The 20,121-nt window shown below is 45.8% G+C and carries 16 protein-coding genes; 1 reads left to right on the plus strand and 15 read right to left on the minus strand.

The window, feature by feature from the left end:
* Nucleotides 1-10: 10 nt before the first annotated feature.
* The 4 genes from carA to secA form a co-directional block, all read right to left on the minus strand.
* Complete coding sequence (gene carA / locus AACT42_RS09430; protein ID WP_094132438.1) at nucleotides 11-1,150, minus strand: glutamine-hydrolyzing carbamoyl-phosphate synthase small subunit; 1,140 nt, start codon at nucleotides 1,148-1,150, stop codon at nucleotides 11-13.
* Between the two features lie 482 nt (nucleotides 1,151-1,632).
* The gene (gene dapB, locus AACT42_RS09435) at nucleotides 1,633-2,442 is read right to left on the minus strand and encodes a 4-hydroxy-tetrahydrodipicolinate reductase (protein ID WP_026027267.1); all 810 of its coding nucleotides are present in this window, start codon (nucleotides 2,440-2,442) and stop codon (nucleotides 1,633-1,635) included.
* A gap of 104 nt (nucleotides 2,443-2,546) precedes the next feature.
* Nucleotides 2,547-2,945 carry an 8-oxo-dGTP diphosphatase MutT gene (gene mutT / locus AACT42_RS09440; protein WP_010317990.1) on the minus strand — a complete coding sequence of 133 codons (399 nt, stop codon included), beginning with the start codon at nucleotides 2,943-2,945 and terminating at the stop codon, nucleotides 2,547-2,549.
* Between the two features lie 104 nt (nucleotides 2,946-3,049).
* Nucleotides 3,050-5,776: a preprotein translocase subunit SecA gene (gene secA / locus AACT42_RS09445; RefSeq protein ID WP_094132440.1), complete on the minus strand. Its 2,727-nt coding sequence runs from the start codon at nucleotides 5,774-5,776 to the stop codon at nucleotides 3,050-3,052.
* Nucleotides 5,777-6,100: 324 nt separating this feature from the next.
* On the opposite strand from secA, the gene AACT42_RS09450 reads away from it, so the two are divergent.
* Nucleotides 6,101-6,556, plus strand: a complete 456-nt coding sequence (locus AACT42_RS09450; RefSeq protein ID WP_017046518.1) for a DUF721 domain-containing protein — start codon at nucleotides 6,101-6,103, stop codon at nucleotides 6,554-6,556.
* A 70-nt stretch (nucleotides 6,557-6,626) separates the two neighbouring features.
* Here AACT42_RS09450 and lpxC read toward each other — a convergent pair whose 3' ends face one another.
* From lpxC to murE, 11 genes are all read right to left on the minus strand, one after another.
* Entirely contained in the window at nucleotides 6,627-7,544 is a 918-nt protein-coding gene (gene lpxC, locus AACT42_RS09455) for a UDP-3-O-acyl-N-acetylglucosamine deacetylase (protein WP_010317993.1), read from the minus strand.
* A 97-nt stretch (nucleotides 7,545-7,641) separates the two neighbouring features.
* A complete protein-coding gene (gene ftsZ, locus AACT42_RS09460) occupies nucleotides 7,642-8,859 on the minus strand; it encodes a cell division protein FtsZ (protein WP_017042647.1) in 1,218 nt (405 codons plus the stop codon).
* A 30-nt stretch (nucleotides 8,860-8,889) separates the two neighbouring features.
* Nucleotides 8,890-10,152 (minus strand): cell division protein FtsA, encoded by a 1,263-nt coding sequence (ftsA, locus tag AACT42_RS09465; protein ID WP_010317995.1) that lies wholly within the window; start codon nucleotides 10,150-10,152, stop codon nucleotides 8,890-8,892.
* Nucleotides 10,145-10,918 (minus strand): cell division protein FtsQ/DivIB, encoded by a 774-nt coding sequence (locus AACT42_RS09470; RefSeq protein ID WP_088718004.1) that lies wholly within the window; start codon nucleotides 10,916-10,918, stop codon nucleotides 10,145-10,147. Before AACT42_RS09470 ends, ftsA begins: the two co-directional genes overlap by 8 nt.
* A gap of 188 nt (nucleotides 10,919-11,106) precedes the next feature.
* Nucleotides 11,107-12,567 (minus strand): UDP-N-acetylmuramate--L-alanine ligase, encoded by a 1,461-nt coding sequence (gene murC, locus AACT42_RS09475; protein ID WP_017046516.1) that lies wholly within the window; start codon nucleotides 12,565-12,567, stop codon nucleotides 11,107-11,109.
* Nucleotides 12,568-12,580: 13 nt separating this feature from the next.
* Nucleotides 12,581-13,642: an undecaprenyldiphospho-muramoylpentapeptide beta-N-acetylglucosaminyltransferase gene (murG, locus tag AACT42_RS09480; RefSeq protein WP_094132442.1), complete on the minus strand. Its 1,062-nt coding sequence runs from the start codon at nucleotides 13,640-13,642 to the stop codon at nucleotides 12,581-12,583.
* Complete coding sequence (gene ftsW, locus AACT42_RS09485) at nucleotides 13,629-14,804, minus strand: cell division protein FtsW (protein WP_038148764.1); 1,176 nt, start codon at nucleotides 14,802-14,804, stop codon at nucleotides 13,629-13,631. Before ftsW ends, murG begins: the two co-directional genes overlap by 14 nt.
* A 42-nt stretch (nucleotides 14,805-14,846) precedes the next feature.
* Nucleotides 14,847-16,172 carry a UDP-N-acetylmuramoyl-L-alanine--D-glutamate ligase gene (gene murD, locus AACT42_RS09490; protein ID WP_443084770.1) on the minus strand — a complete coding sequence of 442 codons (1,326 nt, stop codon included), beginning with the start codon at nucleotides 16,170-16,172 and terminating at the stop codon, nucleotides 14,847-14,849.
* Nucleotides 16,173-16,199: 27 nt separating this feature from the next.
* The gene (mraY, locus tag AACT42_RS09495) at nucleotides 16,200-17,282 is read right to left on the minus strand and encodes a phospho-N-acetylmuramoyl-pentapeptide-transferase (protein WP_094132161.1); all 1,083 of its coding nucleotides are present in this window, start codon (nucleotides 17,280-17,282) and stop codon (nucleotides 16,200-16,202) included.
* Nucleotides 17,279-18,637, minus strand: a complete 1,359-nt coding sequence (locus AACT42_RS09500; RefSeq protein ID WP_094132162.1) for a UDP-N-acetylmuramoyl-tripeptide--D-alanyl-D-alanine ligase — start codon at nucleotides 18,635-18,637, stop codon at nucleotides 17,279-17,281. Before AACT42_RS09500 ends, mraY begins: the two co-directional genes overlap by 4 nt.
* Nucleotides 18,634-20,121, minus strand: a complete 1,488-nt coding sequence (gene murE, locus AACT42_RS09505) for a UDP-N-acetylmuramoyl-L-alanyl-D-glutamate--2,6-diaminopimelate ligase (protein ID WP_094132163.1) — start codon at nucleotides 20,119-20,121, stop codon at nucleotides 18,634-18,636. Before murE ends, AACT42_RS09500 begins: the two co-directional genes overlap by 4 nt.

Genomic DNA, 20,121 nt, shown 5'->3' on the forward strand with positions numbered 1-20,121 from the left:
CTACTCCGAATTACGCTGTGTGCTTTTTAATTAGTTCAATAAAATGGTCAAACAAAGGGGCGGCATCGTGCGGGCCAGGACTCGCTTCAGGGTGTCCCTGAAAGCTAAAGGCTGGCTTATCGGTGCGGTGAATTCCTTGTAGTGAACCATCAAATAGCGATTTGTGCGTTGCACGAAGCGTGATAGGCAGCGTTGCTTCATCAGCAGCAAAACCGTGGTTTTGTGCCGTAATCATCACCACATTACGATCCAAATCTTTCACTGGATGGTTCGCGCCATGGTGGCCAAATTTCATTTTTACTGTTTCTGCACCAGACGCCAATGCCAAAATTTGATGTCCTAAACAGATACCAAAAATAGGCAGTCCTTTCTCTAAGAACACTTTGGTTGCTTCAATCGCATAAGTACATGGTTCTGGGTCACCAGGGCCATTTGATAAAAAGACACCATCAGGTTTCAGCGCTAGAACTTCTTCTGCCGAGGTTTGTGCTGGTACCACAGTTAGGCGGCATCCTCGGTCAACCAACATACGGAGGATATTGCGCTTTGCACCGAAATCGTAGGCAACAACGTGATAGAGCAACTCGCTGTCATCTTTCGCTTCAGGAAGTCCACCTTCGAGCGTCCACGAACCTTGTTTCCATTGGTACGCTTCTTTTGTTGTAACTTCTTTCGCAAGATCCATTCCTTTTAAACCGGGGAACTCTTTGGCTTTTACCAGCGCCAATGCTTCATCTAAATGGTCACCTGCCATAATGCAGCCATTCTGAGCTCCTTTTTCACGCAAAATGCGCGTTAGCTTGCGCGTGTCGATATCGGCAATGCCCACAATATTTTGTGATTTAAGGTAGTCAGAAAGGGAAAGTTCATTACGGAAGTTAGAAGCGATAAGAGGGAGATCGCGAATCACAAGGCCTTGTGCATGGATAGAAGAGGATTCTTCGTCTTCGGAATTGGTTCCGGTATTGCCTATGTGGGGGTAAGTAAGAGTAACGATTTGTTGAGAATAGGAAGGATCAGTGAGGATTTCTTGGTACCCCGTCATCGAGGTATTAAAGACGACTTCACCAACGGATATTCCATCAGCGCCAATGGATACACCGTGGAACACCGTCCCATCTTCTAGGACTAACAGTGCTGACTTACTCAAGACAACCTCCAGAATAAAAATGCAAAAAATATAAATTAAACTGCAAATCTGTCTTCCTTAAGGCCATAGAGTCGCGCCATAGGGTGATTTAGACAAATTGGCGGTATTCTAATGACCACCATGATTACTGTCAACATTTCATAATAAATTAAGGCAACATTTAAAGCGTTAGAGATAAAAAGCGAACCTAAGACAGTAAAAAAATAGGTTTGATGAGTAAAAAAATGAGAATGGAGGAATTAGAATCAGCAAACTGAAACTCTTTGATGCATTTTAAACAATCAACGATAAACAAAATCACGCAAACGTTAATCAAGCAGAGAATAAGTGCAATTTCAGAGATCTAAAGCAAAAAGAAAGCAATACCAACTAAAAATACAACAAAAGTAAGTCAGTAAAGTGAAAATAAAGAGAGATAATTAAATCGGTAAAAAGAGGTGTAACAAAGATGCGCCAGAAAACACTGACGCATAATTATGTAATCAAAGATCGTTCAAACCTAACACGTCAGTCATGCTATAAAAACCCGCAGGTTTATCAGCAAGCCAAACCGCCGCTCTCACTGCACCATTGGCAAAAGTCATACGATCCGTCGCTTTATGGGTGATTTCTACACGTTCACCGATATCAGCGAACATCGCGGTATGCTCACCCACGATATCGCCAGCACGAATCGTAGCAAAACCAATCTCATTTTTAGTACGTTCACCGGTAATACCTTCTCGCGCATAGACGGCAACGTCACTCAGTTGGTTGCCCATAGCATTAGCAATCGCCTCTCCCATGCCAATTGCGGTTCCTGACGGAGCATCCACTTTATGACGATGGTGGGCTTCAATTATCTCAATATCACAGTAATCACCCATCACTTTAGCCGCTTTTTCAAGCAATTTGAAAACAAGGTTAACCCCAACGCTGTAGTTAGGAGCCATGACAATCGCAATCTGTTGTGCGGCAGCATTGATTTGTGCTCTTTCTGCTTCAGAAAAGCCCGTTGTGCCAATCACTAGCTTCTTACCGTGTTTTTTACATAACTCAATATTGGCTAAGGTGCTCACAGGAGCTGTAAAATCAATGATGACATCGAAGTTATCTACGGCATTCTCTAGGTTATCCACCAACGCGATATCAAATCGCCCTTCACCGCATAACTCACCGATATCAACACCAACCAACGAGGACTCAGGACGCTCTGAGCCCGCACCCACTCGAGCATGGTTATTTTGATAAGTGGCTTTCACCAAATTGCGGCCCATTCGACCCGCCGCTCCTGCAATCGCAATTCTCACCATTGCGTTATTCTCCATTGTGACGACATCAGCTTAAGCTTGCATCGTTTCTCTTCGTTCAAGGTGTTTCTGTAAACTATCAACATTTGCTTGTGGTGGCTAGCGACTTAGGCAAACTCTTTCATGACGCGCTCGACAATGGGCGTATTGGCTTCAGGAAATGAATAGTTTGCCAACTCAGAAACCGCTACCCATTCTCCTTGCTGCCCTTCTTTACCATACGGCTGATGATCAAATTGTGTCACGCAAATAAAATCAAAAGTTAAGGACTTGTCTGAATAGTCAAACTCAAGGTATTGGTAAGGAGATTGCTCAGTAATATGAATACCAATCTCTTCATCTAGCTCGCGGCAAATAGCTTGTTCAATCGTTTCTCCCGCTTCAACTTTGCCGCCAGGGAACTCCCAAAAACCGCCTTTGTGAAGATGATCTGGTCGTTTGGTAATGTAAATTTCTGATTTATCGCTATTGAAGATAATAGCCGCAACAATATGAACACGTTTCATAAAGACTCCGATTCGCCGACTTCCCAACCTAGAAAAGAAAGATGAGAAATATTGAGTTAAAAAAAGAGTCGCCTAAGCGACTCTTGGGGTGATCATTCAAGGGATTAGTTGATCTGTCCGTGGCACTGTTTGTACTTTTTACCGCTACCACAAGGGCAAGGCTCATTACGACCAACTTTACGCTCTTCACGAACCATAGGCTGGTGCCCTTGATCTTCAGAAGCTTCATCTGCAACCGAACTGTCGGCACTTTGGTGCTGGAACTGTTGGCGACGCGCGGCTTCTTCCGCCTGTGCTTGACGCTGTGCTTCCATACGTTCAACTTCTTCTTGCTGCTGTACGCGCACCTTCGACAAGATAGTAATCACATCGGTTTTTAAAGAATTCAGTAGTTCTTCAAACAGCTCAAATGACTCACGCTTGTACTCTTGTTTTGGGTTTTTCTGCGCATAGCCACGTAGGTGGATGCCTTGGCGCAAATGATCCATCGCCGCTAGATGCTCTTTCCACAAAGTATCCAGAGTTTGTAGCATGACCGATTTTTCAAAATTACGCAGAACAGAAGCCCCAACCGCTTTCTCTTTTTCACGATACACACTAACCGCTTGTTCAAGAATACGTTCGCGCAGCGCTTCTTCGTACAATTTATCATCAGCATCTAGCCATTGCTGTAATGGCAGCTCTAAATCAAAATCGTTTTTCAAACGATCTTCCAATCCTTTAACATCCCACATATCCTCAAGTGATTGTGGCGGAATGTATTCGTCAATAACGGAAGTCAGAACATCTTGACGATTCTGCTCAATCATTTCGCTGATATCGTCTGCTTCCATGAGCTCATCACGCAGCTCATAAACTACTTTACGTTGATCGTTAGCAACATCATCGTATTCAAGAAGCTGTTTACGAATATCAAAGTTACGTCCTTCGACTTTACGTTGCGCTTTTTCAATCGAGCGAGAAAGCATCTTACTTTCGATCGCTTCACCTTCATCCATACCACTTTGGATAAGGCTTGCCATACGATCTGAGGTGAAGATACGCAGCAGTGAATCTTCCATCGATAGATAGAAACGTGAAGAACCCGCATCCCCTTGACGACCAGAACGACCACGTAACTGGTTATCGATACGACGAGATTCGTGACGTTCAGTACCAATAATGTGCAGACCACCAGCGGCTAACACTTGGTTATGAACCTCTTTCCACTTAGCTTTGATCTCATCGATCTGCTCTTGTGTTGGATTCTCTAGCTGCTCAATTTGTGCCTGCCAGCTGCCGCCCAATACAATATCAGTACCACGACCAGCCATGTTAGTCGCAATCGTCACCGCGCCCGGAATACCCGCTTGCGCTACAATTTCTGCTTCTTTTTCATGGAATTTCGCGTTAAGCACGTTATGTTTCACTTTAGCTTGCTTCAACGCATTAGAAAGTAGTTCAGATTTCTCAATCGAAACCGTACCGACTAGCGTTGGCTGACCTTTCGCAACACGCGCTTTGATGTCTTCAATGATCGCCGCAAATTTTTCAGCTTCAGTGCGATACACCACATCAGGCATATCATCACGAACCATAGGTTTATTGGTTGGGATCACCACGGTTTCCAAACCGTAAATCGATTGGAATTCGAACGCTTCGGTATCGGCAGTGCCCGTCATACCAGAAAGTTTTTCGTATAAACGGAAATAGTTTTGGAAGGTGATCGACGCAAGAGTCTGGTTCTCGTTTTGGATTTTAACACCTTCTTTCGCCTCGACAGCTTGGTGTAAACCTTCAGACCAACGACGACCTGGCATAGTGCGGCCAGTGTGCTCATCAACGATGACCACTTCGCCCTCTTCTGTCACGATGTAATCAACGTTTTTCTCAAATAACACATGCGCACGCAATGCGGCATTGACGTGGTGAAGTAAGCTAATGTTCGTGGGTGAATAAAGAGTATCGCCCTCTTCCATCAAACCATTTTTCACCATTAACTCTTCAACAAATTCTTGACCCGTTTCAGTCAAATGAACTTGTTTTGATTTTTCGTCAACCGTGTAGTGACCATCACCACGATACTCTTCAGAATCTTCTTTATCTTGCTTTTGCAGAAGTGGAATGAGGGTATTAATGCGGATGTACAACTCAGAACTATCTTCTGCAGGACCTGAGATGATCAACGGCGTTCGCGCTTCATCAATAAGAATCGAGTCCACTTCATCGACTACGGCAAAGAAACGTTCACGCTGTACACGATCTTCTTTACGGAAAGCCATGTTGTCGCGTAAGTAATCGAAACCAAACTCGTTATTGGTCCCGTAAAGAATATCGGCTTGATAAGAAAGTTTTTTCTCTTGTGGTGGCATATTGGGTACGTTAATACCGACCGTCATGCCTAAAAATTCAAACAGTGGGCGGTTTGTTTCTGCGTCACGTTTAGCAAGATAATCGTTGACAGTAACAATGTGCACGCCTTTGCCAGGCAAGGCATTGAGATACGCAGGTAAAGTCGCGGTTAACGTTTTACCTTCACCAGTGCGCATTTCTGCGATTTGACCCGCGTTGAGAACCATACCGCCGATCAACTGTACGTCGAAGTGACGCATACCATATACGCGCTTGGACGCTTCACGCACGGTGGCAAATGCTTCAGGAAGTAATTGGTCTAAGGTTTCACCTTGCTCTAAACGTTGACGAAACTCAACCGTTTTGGCTTTTAATTCTTCATCAGTTAGTGCTTCAAAAGTAGGCTCGTAGTTGTTGATCTCTTTGACAATTTTTTTAAGGCGGCGCAGCGTTCTGTCATTGCGACTGCCAATAACCTTTGTCAGTAGCTTAGTTATCATGTGTCAGGAATCTCTCTTTATTAGATCGTTTTCGATCTACTCTTAATGCCGTCAGTCTCTACCAGTTTTGAACTAAGGATACTGAGATAAATCATGTATCACAGATATTGTGACGGTGAGGTTTATTTTCAAGGTATTAAATAATTATGTAACGCATAGTGTAAGGAATTTTTGCGGCAACAACCAATAGCAAAACTATTTGTTTGAAGCACACTTAATATTTTTACGCTTTTTGAGCACTGTTTAAGCAATAACATGGATTTATTACTATACGCATCATAGGCACCACAATAGAATTGAATGGCAACTTAAGAGGGAGACACTATGCGCGATCACCGTCCCACGTTAACGAAAGAGCTGATCAGCGATTCATCTCTAAAGAAAATACAGCAACATGCCACCGAGATCCTCGCTTTAAATAAAGTGCTCAATAAGTTGCTTCCTAAAGGAACGGCCGATCATGTCCGAGCCGCTAATGTGCGCGGTGGTCACTTAATCGTTGAAGTGGCCAGTGCATCAATAAAAATGAAGCTTGATTATGACCGATTACACATTTTGAATCAGTTACGCAACCAAGGATTTGCCAAATTGATCAGCATTGAGCTCAAGATAAACCCAGCGCTCTATCGTAATCGTGGTATGAAAGAAGAAAAAGAAACGGTCGCTCGCCCACCACTATCTGAAAATACGGCCCAGGCATTACTGATGGTGGCGAGTAGCGCTTCCCCAAAAGTCAAAAAACGTTTGGAAAATTTGGCGAAATTGGCTAGGCCCAAATAAGCGTCATCAATGAATTAGTACAAATAAAAAGGCCAGACAACTGTCTGGCCTTTTTATTTAAAAATTGCGATTAAGCGAGAACCATATTTGGTTCAGCAAACGCCACTGGAGAGCCAACTTCTTCTTCAAAAGTAGCCCATTCCCACGCCTCTTGGTCGGCTAAGACCGCACGCAGTAGCTGGTTATTTAAACCATGGCCTGATTTATAAGCACGGAACTCACCCACAATGGAATGACCACACATGTACAAGTCACCAATGGCATCCAATACTTTATGAGTGACAAACTCATTGGCAAAACGCAAACCTTCTTCATTAAGAATACGGTATTCATCTAATACGATGGCGCAATCAAAGCTACCACCTAAACAGAGGTTTTGCGATTGTAGGTACTCAATGTCACGCATGAAACCAAAAGTACGAGCTCTTGAAATTTCTTTGACGAAACCTTGCGAGGAAAAATCAAACACCATGCGTTGTTCATCAGAATCGATAGCAGGATGTTGAAAGTCAATCTCAAAATCCATACGAAAACCGTTATGGGGTACAAGTTCCGCCCACTTATCACCATCTTCAAATCGAACTGGTTTCTTAATTCGAATAAAACGTTTTGGTGTATTCAGCGTTTGAATGCCCGCTTGTTGTAGCAAGTAAACAAATGGGCTAGCACTACCATCCATAATAGGAATTTCAGGTGCGTCAACTTCGATGATAACGTTGTCGATTCCCATGCCCGCTAATGCTGCATTTAAGTGCTCAACAGTAGAGATACGAATACCTTCATCGTTGACCAAAGCAGTACATAGCATGGTATCGCGAACAGATTCAGGATCCGCAGGGAAGTCTACTGGAGGATTGACATCAGTACGGCGGTAAATGATCCCAGTGTTTGCAGCAGCAGGGCGAAGCGTTAATGTGACTTTACGACCAGAGTGTAAGCCCACCCCAGTTGTTTTCACTATTTCTTTCAGAGTTCGTTGTCTGATCATCTACTTGCCTCTATGTCAGTGCGACAAAACACGGTCGGTAAAGCACCGACCGCGAATGCTACCATAATTTTGAACAGTGTCAAATTATGTCTAATTGTTAATCAGCCTGACGACGTAAAAATGCTGGGATATCAAGATATCCATTTTCCTTATCTGCTTTCGGTGCCGTATTTTGGCTTGCACCGGAAGAAGATGAAACAGTTGACGACGATGCTGATTGCGGTTTCACTTCTGCTCTTTCTTGCAAAGGCTGTGCCGTTTTTTCTTCGATTTTCGCTGCTTGCTGAACCATTTGTGGTTGAACTGCTGGTGCGACTTTGGCTTTACCGCCTGCAACTAAAGTAATGTCTGGCTTTTTCTCATTGCCAATACCCGTTGCAACGACAGTCACGCGAATTTCGTCTGCCATATCAGGATCTAACGAAGTACCGATGACAACTGTCGCATTGTCAGACGCAAACGCCTTAACAGTATTACCGACGGTTTCGAATTCGTCTAGTCGCATATCCAAACCAGCAGTAATATTGACCAACACGCCACGAGCGCCTGCAAGATCAATATCTTCCAAAAGAGGGCTAGAAATTGCCATCTCTGCCGCTTCTTCTGCACGATCTTCGCCGCGAGCTACTCCACTACCCATCATAGCGTGGCCCATTTCTGACATCACAGTACGTACGTCAGCAAAGTCCACGTTAATCATGCCTGGGCGTGTAATTAGCTCTGCAATACCTTGCACTGCATTTTTAAGCACGTCATTCGCGCTTGCAAAGGCTTCGAGCAAAGTAATACCACGACCTAATACTTTCAGTAGTTTTTCATTAGGAATGGTAATCAAAGAGTCAACGTGTTTTGACAACTCTTCAATACCTTGTTCAGCAAATGCCAAACGTTTTTTTCCTTCAAAACTGAAAGGTTTCGTGACAACCGCTACGGTTAAGATACCCAGTTCTTTGGCAACTTCTGCAATAACAGGAGCTGCACCAGTACCTGTACCACCGCCCATACCAGCTGCGATAAACACCATATCGGCACCCATCAGAACTTCTTTAATTCTTTCTCTGTCTTCTAGAGCTGCATCACGTCCAACTTGCGGGTTTGCACCAGCACCCAAACCTTTAGTGATATCACCACCAATTTGAATGACGCTACTTACGCTTGTTTTACGAAGTGCTTGCGCATCGGTATTGACACTGATGAATTCCACGCCTTCGATGGACTCACGCACCATGTGTTCAACAGCGTTACCGCCACCACCACCAACTCCAACGACTTTAATTACAGCATCGTCAGACATTTCCATCATCGGTTCAAACATGTGTTATCTCCGTTTTCCCTGCAACTCAGGTTAAAACTCTTTTTGTATCCAGTTACGCAAACGACCAATTAAGCTCGACATGGATTGGCGTTTCGGTTCGCTGTATTCCGTGTCGTCATTAATTTGGCTCTCTTTCGCATAATGAAGTAAACCAACCGCCGTAGAATGATACGGCTCTTTTACGTAATCTGTAAGGCCACTCACCTCTAAAGGCTTGCCTACGCGAACTTGATTGCGGAAAACGCGTTCCGCACACTCAACCAAACCTTCAATTTGCGCAGCGCCGCCAGTTAAAACAACACCAGCCGCTAAATGGTGTTTAATGCCATTTTTGCGCAATTTGTCTTGGACAGTATCTATAGTTTGGTTAACTAATCCCATTAATTCAGTGTAGCGAGGTTCAATCACTTCCGACAAGGTTTGTCTTTGCAAACTTCGCGAAGGTCTTCCTCCTACACTTGGGACGTTAACGGTATCATCCTTGCTTACCAATTCACTCAGCGCACAGCCATATTTTACTTTAATCTCTTCAGCATCACTGACTGGTGTGCCAAACGCAAAAGCAATATCACTGGTTACTGCGTTTCCTGCATAAGAAAACACTTCAGTATGTCGTAACGCACCACCGGTCCAGATAGCAACATCCATAGTGCCTGCGCCTATATCAATCACGCACACACCTAACTCTCGCTCATCTTCCGTAATAACTGCATTACTTGCCGCTAAACCAGAGTAAACCAGTTGTTCAACTTTTAAACCACAGCGTTCTACCGCTTTGATAATATTTCTCGCCATATCATTATGACAAGAAATAAGATGCACGCTCACTTCCATGCGCACACCTGATAAACCAAGCGGGTTTTTAATTCCCTCTTGGTAATCAATCGTAAATTCTTGAGGAATGACGTGCAATATTCTTTGCTCTTCCCCAATTTTTATTGATTTGGCGGTATGAATCGCTCGATCCATATCCTCTTGAGAAACTTCTTCATCCGAAATAGTTCCCATGCCTTTTTCAATACGGCTCGCAATATGTCGCCCAGATAGAGAGAGAAACACATTACTAATTTGGCATTCCGCCATTAATTCTGCTTGGTCAACCGCTCTTTGGACAGACTTAACGACCGATTCAAGATCGTTAACTCCCCCTTTATCCATCCCACGGGATGGGCTCGTACCAGCGCCAATAATATTAATTTGACCGTCAGGCAGTATTTCACCGACTAAAGCTGACACGGTGGCTGTGCCTATATCAAGACCAACAATAATGTTGTCATCAGCGGTCTTAGTCATTTTTACTCTCTTGTGCTTCTTGTTCAGGGAACCAACCTACTGCGGCTCCTGTATCATATCTAAGATCGATATAGCTAACTTGTTCAGCTTTATTACCTAAATTCTTATACAGCGAAATAAAACGTGCAACTCGCTCATCTAGTGATTCTTTACCTAACTCTAAGCGGATGCCATTATCTAAAATTATTTGCCACGCTCGACGATCGTTGAGTAACAGTGACGATATATTTAAGTTTAATGATTGAAACTTAGGGTTCGTTTTATTCCAAACATCCAGTACTTCGTGACTGGTTCCTTGCGGGCCATAAAGTTTCACTCTATCGCCGTTCAATTGACCAATATCACCATTAAATACCGTGCCATATCCGTCTAACAAAGCGTTGCCATTCCAAATCGCTACCGCTCTATACTCTGTCAGAAACACTTTTATTGTGTCAGGCCATTGTTTACGAATCGATGCATGGGCCACCCACGGGATGACCTGTACACTCGATTGAAGTACGTTAATATCTTGCGACATGAAAGTACCGATATGATCCAACTGAGCAAAAGCGCGCTGCACATCTAGCGAAGATACGTATTGCAAGTCACCTTGTAGAACAATTTTTGAAAGCGGTAGCCTCTGTTCGTCCCACATCCAACTGAGTGTTGAATAAATGAGTGAACTTATCAGCAACAACACCACAAATAAAAAAATAGCGCCAGCGGCGTGATCTTTTATGAGTGGCGAACGGGACACAGCTCGGCTTTCATCGAACACATTCATTAACAAAGCCTGATGTTCCTGTTTCTAAATCGCAATCGCATGCCCTATTTGGTTCACAATAGAGGTAAAAGCACTGACTTTAACCTCCGGATTATACTGAGGTCGCTGAAAGTATCAAACATTGAAAGTAATAAATCTGGACTGGATACCATGTTATTCAATATTGATACACAAATAAGCCATTTAAATTAAACCTGTTGCATTTTACTGATATTCAGTTCGAGCCCCGCTAAATGTTTCGCTACCTTGCCGATATCCCCAGCACCTTGCGTCAGCACGAGGTCACCATCTTGTAATACATTAGCCAGAACCGAAGGCAGTATGGTGCTGTCAGGAACAAAAATAGGATCAATTTTACCGCGACTGCGTATTGTTCGGCACAACGATCGACCATCGGCTCCCGCAATCGGCTTTTCTCCTGCTGCATAGACATCGAGCATGATCAGCACATCGACTTGCTCCAGTACATTGGCAAAATCATCATACAGATCGCGAGTTCGACTGTAGCGATGAGGTTGGAAAATCATCACTAGCCGTTTTTCTTGCCAACCACTACGCGCCGCCTTAATAGTCACGCCCACCTCGGTCGGATGATGACCATAATCATCAACGAGCATCGCAACCCCATTGCCCGTATCAAACTCGCCCAGATGATCAAAACGACGTCCCGTACCTTGGGTGCTAGCCATCGCTTTTAAAATCGCTTCATCGCTGATGTCGTCTTCCGTTGCCACTGCAATAGCCGCGGAGGCATTAAGCGCATTATGACGACCTGGAATATTAAGCGTGATATCCAAATTGGCTCGTCCCTGTCTGACGACCGTAAACTGGCCTTGTTGCCCCTGCTGATGGTAATTCTCAATCCTGACATCTGCATCATCGGCAAAACCGTAGGTGATCACTTGACGGCTGATACGTGGGATGATTTCACGCACAACAGGATCATCAATACATAATATCGCCTGACCATAAAATGGCAGGTTGTGTAAGAAATCGATGAAGGTCTGTTTGAGCGTTTCAAAATCACCGCCATACGTATCCATGTGATCAGCTTCGATGTTAGTCACGATACTAACCATAGGCTGAAGATGAAGGAATGAAGCATCACTTTCGTCAGCTTCAGCAATCAAAATCCGACTTGAACCCAAACGCGCATTGGTGCCAGCGCTTTTGACTAACCCGCCATTAACAAACGTGGGATCTAAACCAGCCTCAGAATAAATTTGCGTAACCAATGCCGTAGTCGTTGTTTTACCATGCGTACCAGCCACCGCAATGCCATGACGAAAACGCATTAATTCCGCCAACATTTCTGCACGACGAACAATAGGAATGCGTCGCTCACGCGCCGCTTTCAGTTCAGGATTTAGCTCATCGATTGCAGTAGAGACTACCACCACGCTGGCGAGTTCAATATTAGTGGCTTGATGACCGATATAAATGATAGCCCCTTTATTTGCCAATCTTTCAGTCACAGGGTTGGAAGCGAGATCTGAGCCGGTAATTTGGTAGCCTTCATTGAGCAATACTTCTGCAATTCCGCTCATTCCCGCCCCACCAATACCGACAAAGTGAATACACTTGACGCGGCGCATCTCTGGCACCATGGCACGGATTTGAGCTAAATCTTGAGTATGTTTAATGGTCATGAAAAATTTCTCGTTATTGGGTAAGTGCGATGATAGCGTCGGCAACGACTTTATCAGCATCCAGTTGTGCGGCTGCACGCGCTTGTTGCGCCATCAACAGCAGATCATGACGCTCAAGAGAAGCAATCTCTTGCGCTAGTTTTTCTACTGTGAGCTGCGGCTGTTCAATCATTTTAGCCGCACCACAAGCGACTAAGTGATCCGCGTTAAGCGCTTGCTGTCGGTCTTTATGCATAAAAGGGATAAATATAGCGCCAACACCGGCCGCTGCCACTTCGGAAACCGTTAATGCTCCCGAGCGGCACACCAGTAAATCAGCCCACGCATAAGCGCCAGCCACATCCTCAATGAACTCAGTAACGTGTGCATTTTTGATCTGAAGCGCGCGATAAGCTTGCTCAACCGACTGTTGATTATTCTTGCCTGCTTGATGGCAAACTTGGTAATTATCGCCAAGCACAGCTAGTACGTCAGGCAAAGTTCGGTTGAGAATCTGCGCACCTTGGCTGCCGCCCATCACGAGAATGCGGATCGGTTCATTTCGCTCAGCAAAGCGTACTTGCGGCTCGGGTAATGTAGCGACATCTTGACGTACAGGGTTACCTACGACTTGCGCCTCAGTAAAGGCTCCGGGGAAGGCTTGAAATACGCGTTTGGCAATTTTCGAAAGCCAACGGTTGGTTAACCCTGCTACGGCATTTTGCTCGTGAAGCACAACGGGAATTCCCATAGACCACGCTGCCACGCCACCGGGGCCACTGACGTATCCGCCCATGCCGAGCACCGCATCAGGTTGCCACTGCTTCAAATAACGACGCGCTTGAAAAATCGCGTTCACAATTTGAAAAGGCGCTTTCAGCAAACGCCCTATGCCTTGGCCACGTAAACCTTTGACCTGAATAAAGTCGATCTCAATACCATGTTTAGGCACTAATTCTGCTTCCATCCGATCCGCAGTCCCTAGCCAGCGGATCTCCCAACCTTGCTGTTGGAGCTGTTTAGCCACAGCGAGACCGGGAAAAACATGTCCCCCCGTGCCACCAGCCATAACCATTAAACGTTTATTGTTTATCATTGGATTCTTTTTCTATAGACACTCGATTGCGATCTTTGAGTCGACATTCATGATCAATTCTCAATAAGATCGACACCGCAACCGACATAATAATTAAGCTTGAACCGCCGTAACTGATCAAGGGCAGCGTTAGGCCCTTAGTCGGCACCATACCCGCTGCAGCACCCACATTGACGAGTGTTTGGAATGCAAACCAAATTCCAATACCAAAGGCCAAATAGCCACCAAATTGCTGATCATGCTCAAAGGCTTTTTTACCGATAAACACCGCTTTAAGCACTAGACTAAAAATCAGCAGTAGAACCAGTACAACGCCAACAAAACCGAGCTCTTCAGCTAGCACTGCAAATACGAAATCAGTGTGCGCTTCAGGTAAGTACTCTAGCTTTTGAATCGAGTTACCAAGCCCTTGACCAAACCACTCTCCACGACCAAAGGCCATCAAAGATTGAGTCAATTGATAACCGCTGCCAAACGGGTCTTCCCACGGGTCAAGAAATGAAGTTACACGGCGAATACGGTAAGGCTCTGCCGCAATCAGTGCGATTACCGCAACAATTCCAGCCACCATGAGCGCAATAAATTGTGACAGTTTGGCCCCAGCAATAAACAGCATACCAAACAGAGTCACCAGCATCACAACCACGGTTCCCAAATCTGGCTGACCAAGTAGCAAGATAGCCAAGGTTCCAAACACCATAATCGGTTTCATGAAACCACCAAAAAAGGTTTGCCTCACTTCATCTTGTTTACGAACTAAGTAACCAGCCATGAAAATAAACAGTGACAGTTTCGCGACCTCAGCAGGTTGCAGGTTAAATAACCCCAAAGGGATCCAGCGCGAGGCACCATTGACCGATTTGCCCGCGAGCAAAACCACAATCAGCAGCATAAAAGAGACGCCAAGTAGCACCGAGCTGTATTGCATCCAACGTTTCATTGGCACTTGCAACACCACACTCGATGTCACGATGGCCAGCATCAAGAAAATGGCGTGACGAAACATAAAGTGAAACGGTTGATCCGTTAAACGCGAACTGATAGGAAACGAAGCCGATGTCACCATCACAAGCCCAGTAAGCATCAAACCTAAAGCAATCCATACCAATTGACGATCAAACAAGGCTTCAGGCGCTTGGCTCTGAAACCATTGACGAGTCATTTTGATGAGACTTGAAAAGGACAAAATGCAATTTCCTGTTGATTAAGCGTAACGCTGCGCAAGCTCGGCAAAGGCGTCACCTCTGGCCATAAAGTTTTTAAACTGATCAAAACTGGCACAAGCAGGCGAAAGCATCACCATATCACCACGACGCAGCTGCGGTTTGATCGATACGATAATCTCTTCCATCGATGAATAAAACTGAGCCGATGGATGCAGTGGCATGAATTGCCCACCGTCAACGCCAAAACAGCACAGTTTTACGTTCAATGTTTTTAGTATCGGTGCTAATGGCGAGAAATCAGCGCCCTTGCCAACGCCCCCCACAAGCAGATACAAAGTCCCTTGGCAATTTAACCCCGACAACGCCGCTTGAGTGCTTGCGACATTGGTCGCTTTCGAGTCATTGACCCATTTTACGCCGTGATTATCAGCAACAACCTGACAACGATGTGTCAGCCCGCGGTAAGATTTCAATGCATCAAGCGCAGATGAGTAATCAACACCCGCCAAATCGAGCAGTGCGAGCACAGTGAGCACGTTGGCACTATTGTGTCGTCCCACTAAGCTGAGTTCCTCGCTTGCCAACAATGGCGTGCCTTTCGCCACTAAGAACGATTTGCCATCAATCATTTGCGTGCAATAGTCCGCGTCATGTTCAACGGAAAAACGTGCGATGTGACCTGAAAATGAGGGAGGTTCCGTCTGGCTATCATCGGCGTTCACGACCGCCGCTTGCGCATACTTAAAAATGCGCAATTTAGCTTGGCGATACGATTCCATACCATCGTAGCGATCCATATGATCTTCAGTCAGATTGAGAAAGGCAGCAGAGACGAGTTTTAAACTTGAGGTCGTTTCCAGCTGGAAGCTTGAGAGCTCCAGCACATAAAGATCGGCCTCTTGCTGAAGTAGATCTAAAGCAGGCACACCAATATTGCCGCCAACGGCAACCTTAACCCCAGCAGCTTTAGCAAGTACTCCGGTTAAATCCGTCACAGTGCTCTTGCCGTTGGCTCCTGTGATAGCGATAACAGGCTTATCCACCTGCCAAGCAAAGAGCTCAATATCGCCCACCACGGGAATATGTTGTGCTAACGCCTGTTGAATCTCTGGCGTAGCTAAAGCAATGCCCGGATTAGTAACAATCAGGTCAGCGTCAAATAACCAAGCTTGGTTCCAACTGCCACAATGTAGCTCAACTTGCGAGCTTAAATGCTCTCGACCTGGCGGGTTGTCCCGCGTGTCGATCACCCTAATCGTGAGCGAGCGATCTAAGCTCAAAAGGTAGTTAACCACCGAGAGGCCCGTCATACCTAGCCCCACGACCACCACATTATTAACAGTTTGCCAACGATCCATCTTCATTCCATTCAACGCCGTTTTGCTCTATCACTAGCGCACTTTTAGTGTAGCCAAACCCACTAACACCAACACAATTGAGATAATCCAAAAACGGACGATCACGCGTGGTTCTGGCCAACCTTTCAATTCATAGTGGTGATGGATAGGGGCCATCCGGAAAATACGTTGACCACGCAATTTGTAGGAACCGACTTGTAAAATCACCGACAAGGTTTCCATCACAAACACGCCGCCCATGATCACTAACACAAACTCTTGACGAACCAACACCGCAATTGTACCGAGTGCACCGCCTAAAGCGAGTGAACCCACATCGCCCATAAAGACTTGCGCAGGATAAGTGTTGAACCACAGAAAACCTAAACCGGCCCCCACAATTGCAGTACACACCACCACCAACTCTGAGGCATAAGGAACATAAGGAATATGCAGATAACTGGCGAAATTGACGTTCCCAGTTGCCCATGCAATCACAGCAAAACCAGCAGCAACCAAAACAGTCGGCATGATGGCTAAACCATCCAGACCATCGGTTAAGTTCACCGCGTTACTGGTTCCGACGATGACAAAATAGGTCAGCACAATGTAGAGCAAGCCCAGTTGCGGCATCACATCTTTAAAGAAAGGCACCACAAGCTGAGTAGCTGCGGTATCGTTGCCATGTGCATAGAGAGCAAACGCCACTATTAACGCAATGGCCGACTGCCAAAAGTATTTCCAGCGTGCGATCAATCCATCACTATTTTTACGCACCACTTTGCGATAATCATCCACAAAACCGACGACGCCATAACCAAGCAGCACCGCGAGTACAGCCCACACGTAAGGGTTTGAGAGATCAGTCCACAGCAGTACGGTAATAATGATAGAGGCGAGGATCATCACTCCGCCCATGGTTGGCGTACCGCGCTTACTAAAATGTGATTCTGGGCCGTCGTTCCGCACTACTTGACCAATTTGCAGTAGTTGCAAACGTTTAATCAAGCGCGGCCCCATCCATAACGACAGAGCAAGTGCGGTTAAAATACTGACGATGGCCCGAAATGAGAGATATTCGAACAGACGAAAAAAAGAGAAGTATGGCTGGAGTAGATCCGAGAGCCAAATAATCATGAGTATTTCTCCTTGAGAGCAGCCACAATTTTACTCATACCCGCACTGTTTGCACCTTTGACAAGTAAGGTATGAGACTCTTGATCGAATTGTGATAATTGCTGCTCGATATAAGCAATCATGTCCGCATGGCTTTCAAAATGGAGGCCATGGCATAGGTCACTGATCACTTTTGCATCGCGACCGTAAGTAAGGACATAGTCAAACTGGAATGGTGCAGCATGTTCACCGACTTGACGATGAAGTGCAAGGCTTTCATCGCCCAACTCAGCCATATTACCTAAAATTAACCAACGCCTTGCAGAGAAAGTGTTAAGTAGATCAACCGCCGCTTTCATCGCTGGAACACTGGCATTGTAACTGTCATCAATCAGTTTCACAGTCGTGCTCAATTGGGTGACATCAACACGCCCTTTCACCTGAGCTAAATTCGCAAGTCCGTACTGCACCTCTTCAAGATTTGCACCCAACTCAATGGCTAATGCCGCCGCAGCCAACGCATTGGAAACGTTATGTTCACCCACAATATTGAGCCCAATGTCAATATGACCGACGGGTGTGATCATTTCAAACTGGGCTTCACCTTGTTCGTTAAGCTTAATACCACGGGCGTAAAAATCTGCCATTTGACGGCTAGAAAAGGTTTTAACGATTTTGTCCGCTAAAATAGCGCTCCACCGCTCACCACCGTGGCTTTCTAAATTAATAATGGCTGTCGCATCTGAAGCAAGGCCTTGATAAATTTCACCTTTCGCCTGTTTTACACCCTCAATTGAGCCAAAACCTTCCAGATGCGCCGCCGCAACATTGTTCACCAATGCGACATCCGGCTTCACTAAAGAAGTGGTATAAGCAATTTCACCAATATGGTTCGCCCCTAACTCAATCACCGCATACGCATCACTAAGACCAGAGCGAAGCAGAGTGAGCGGCACGCCGATATCATTATTAAAATTGCCAGCAGTAAAGAGCACGCGGCCTTTGGCTGATAAAATATTTGCCACCATCTCTTTGACTGTGGTTTTACCGCAACTGCCTGTAATCGCAGCGGTCGGTGTTTGACACTGTTGGTGAACCCAAGCGCCAAGCTGGCCTAACGCCAATTTGGTGTCGGTGACCACCAGTTGAGGAACCGAAACCGCCAAAGGGCGCTGAACCAATAACGCCTTTGCACCAGACGCAACCGCTTGTACAGCAAACTCATGAGCATCAAATTTATCACCGACCAAGGCAACAAAGAGCGCACCGGGTTTGATTTGACGCGTGTCGGTCGAGACCTCAGACACGGTGACATCACAACCAACCAATTGTGCCTGCAAAACGTGCGTCAATTGCTGTAAAGAGACTTCTATCATGCACTTATCTCCAGTAAGGTTTGCGCCGTTTCGCGATCCGAATAGTGAATAGTTTGATGGGCCATCACTTGATAATCTTCATGCCCTTTGCCTGCCAATAAAATGATGTCTTGCTGATCAGCATGTTGCAGGGCGTATTGCACGGCAGCGTAACGATTGTGTTCAACGTGTGCGCGACTTGTAAACTCAAGCCCTGCCACCATATCTTGCACAATGTCTGCCGGTTTTTCGCTACGAGGGTTATCGTCGGTCAAAATGACCTTATCGGCGCAGCGCTCTGCAATTTCGGCCATCATCGGGCGTTTGCCTTTATCACGGTCGCCACCACAACCAAAAATCGCCCATAGCTGACCTTGGCAATGAACGCGAAGTGCTAATAGTGCTTTTTCCAAAGCATCAGGCGTGTGTGCATAATCGACGACGATCTTCGCACGATTTGGCGCTTGAAAGAGCTCCATTCGCCCTAAGACCGGCTGCAGTTGAGAAGCCGTTGTCATCAAGGCTTGTTTATCAAAACCTAAAGTCAGCATAGTGGTAAAAGCGAGTAGAAGATTGCTGGCGTTAAATTCGCCAATCAACGGCACGCTCAATTCACCTTGACCATAGTAGCCGTCGAAGGTTAATGAAATACCATTATCACTGTAAGAGACCGAGCTCGCCCACAGCGCTTTAGCGCATTGCGGTTGCTGTTTTAAAGAGACGGCAATCGGTGCTTTCAGCTGTGCTAACCAACTCGCCCCCACCGCATCGTCGGCATTAATGACAGCGTGTTGGCAGTGATGAGCGGTAAATAAGGAGAGCTTTGCTTTGGCGTACTCTTCCATGGTGCCATGATAATCGAGATGATCGCGGCTTAAGTTAGAAAACACGCCCGCAGCGAACTTCAATGCTTGAACTCGCCCTTGAACTAATCCGTGCGAAGAGACTTCCAGCGCGGTATAGCGAGCGCCCTGCTGCGCTAATTGATAGAGTGTTTCTTGGACCTCAATGGCATTACCTGTGGTATTGGCGGCAGGCTGTAAATGGTTAAGAAAACCATTCCCCGTCGTACCCAGCACCGCCGCTTTCTCGCCTAACAAGTCAATCCACTGCGCGATTAATTGAGTAATGGTGGTTTTACCGTTGGTTCCCGTAACCCCAATCAACGTATTAGCCTTCGAACGATAAAGCCGCGATGCCAGTTGAGATAAATATTGGTTTAGATCAGCAAGGTAAATCACTAACACGCCATTGACCGTAGTCATACTGCCATGCGGATGCTGCCCACACGCTTGAGCCAATACCAGATTCGCCCCAGCTTGAGTGGCGCTATCAATAAACTGCCTTCCGTCGATGGCATGGCCGACCACTGCAATAAAGGTATCATTGGGTGATATTTTACGGCTATCGAGCACTAAACGAGTCACCGACAACGTTGAAATAGAATGGCCATCGAGGTCAAGCCAAGGGGCGATGAGATCTTGTAAACACATACTCGGCGTCAT

Origin of the sequence: Vibrio sp. V15_P4S5T153 (assembly GCF_963874485.1) — a bacterium.
GTDB classification, from domain to species: Bacteria; Pseudomonadota; Gammaproteobacteria; order Enterobacterales; family Vibrionaceae; genus Vibrio; species Vibrio anguillarum.

Excerpts from the sequence above, each read along its gene's own strand:
- dapB (WP_026027267.1), bottom strand. The coding sequence starts at position 2,442 with ATGGTGAGAATTGCGATTGCAGGAGCGGCGGGTCGAATGGGCCGCAAT.
- mutT (WP_010317990.1), bottom strand. The coding sequence starts at position 2,945 with ATGAAACGTGTTCATATTGTTGCGGCTATTATCTTCAATAGCGATAAA.
- secA (WP_094132440.1), bottom strand. The coding sequence starts at position 5,776 with ATGATAACTAAGCTACTGACAAAGGTTATTGGCAGTCGCAATGACAGA.
- AACT42_RS09450 (WP_017046518.1), top strand. The coding sequence starts at position 6,101 with ATGCGCGATCACCGTCCCACGTTAACGAAAGAGCTGATCAGCGATTCA.
- lpxC (WP_010317993.1), bottom strand. The coding sequence starts at position 7,544 with ATGATCAGACAACGAACTCTGAAAGAAATAGTGAAAACAACTGGGGTG.
- ftsZ (WP_017042647.1), bottom strand. The coding sequence starts at position 8,859 with ATGTTTGAACCGATGATGGAAATGTCTGACGATGCTGTAATTAAAGTC.
- ftsA (WP_010317995.1), bottom strand. The coding sequence starts at position 10,152 with ATGACTAAGACCGCTGATGACAACATTATTGTTGGTCTTGATATAGGC.
- AACT42_RS09470 (WP_088718004.1), bottom strand. The coding sequence starts at position 10,918 with ATGAATGTGTTCGATGAAAGCCGAGCTGTGTCCCGTTCGCCACTCATA.
- murC (WP_017046516.1), bottom strand. The coding sequence starts at position 12,567 with ATGACCATTAAACATACTCAAGATTTAGCTCAAATCCGTGCCATGGTG.
- murG (WP_094132442.1), bottom strand. The coding sequence starts at position 13,642 with ATGATAAACAATAAACGTTTAATGGTTATGGCTGGTGGCACGGGGGGA.
- ftsW (WP_038148764.1), bottom strand. The coding sequence starts at position 14,804 with ATGACTCGTCAATGGTTTCAGAGCCAAGCGCCTGAAGCCTTGTTTGAT.
- murD (WP_443084770.1), bottom strand. The coding sequence starts at position 16,172 with ATGAAGATGGATCGTTGGCAAACTGTTAATAATGTGGTGGTCGTGGGG.
- mraY (WP_094132161.1), bottom strand. The coding sequence starts at position 17,282 with ATGATTATTTGGCTCTCGGATCTACTCCAGCCATACTTCTCTTTTTTT.
- AACT42_RS09500 (WP_094132162.1), bottom strand. The coding sequence starts at position 18,637 with ATGATAGAAGTCTCTTTACAGCAATTGACGCACGTTTTGCAGGCACAA.
- murE (WP_094132163.1), bottom strand. The coding sequence starts at position 20,121 with ATGACGCCGAGTATGTGTTTACAAGATCTCATCGCCCCTTGGCTTGAC.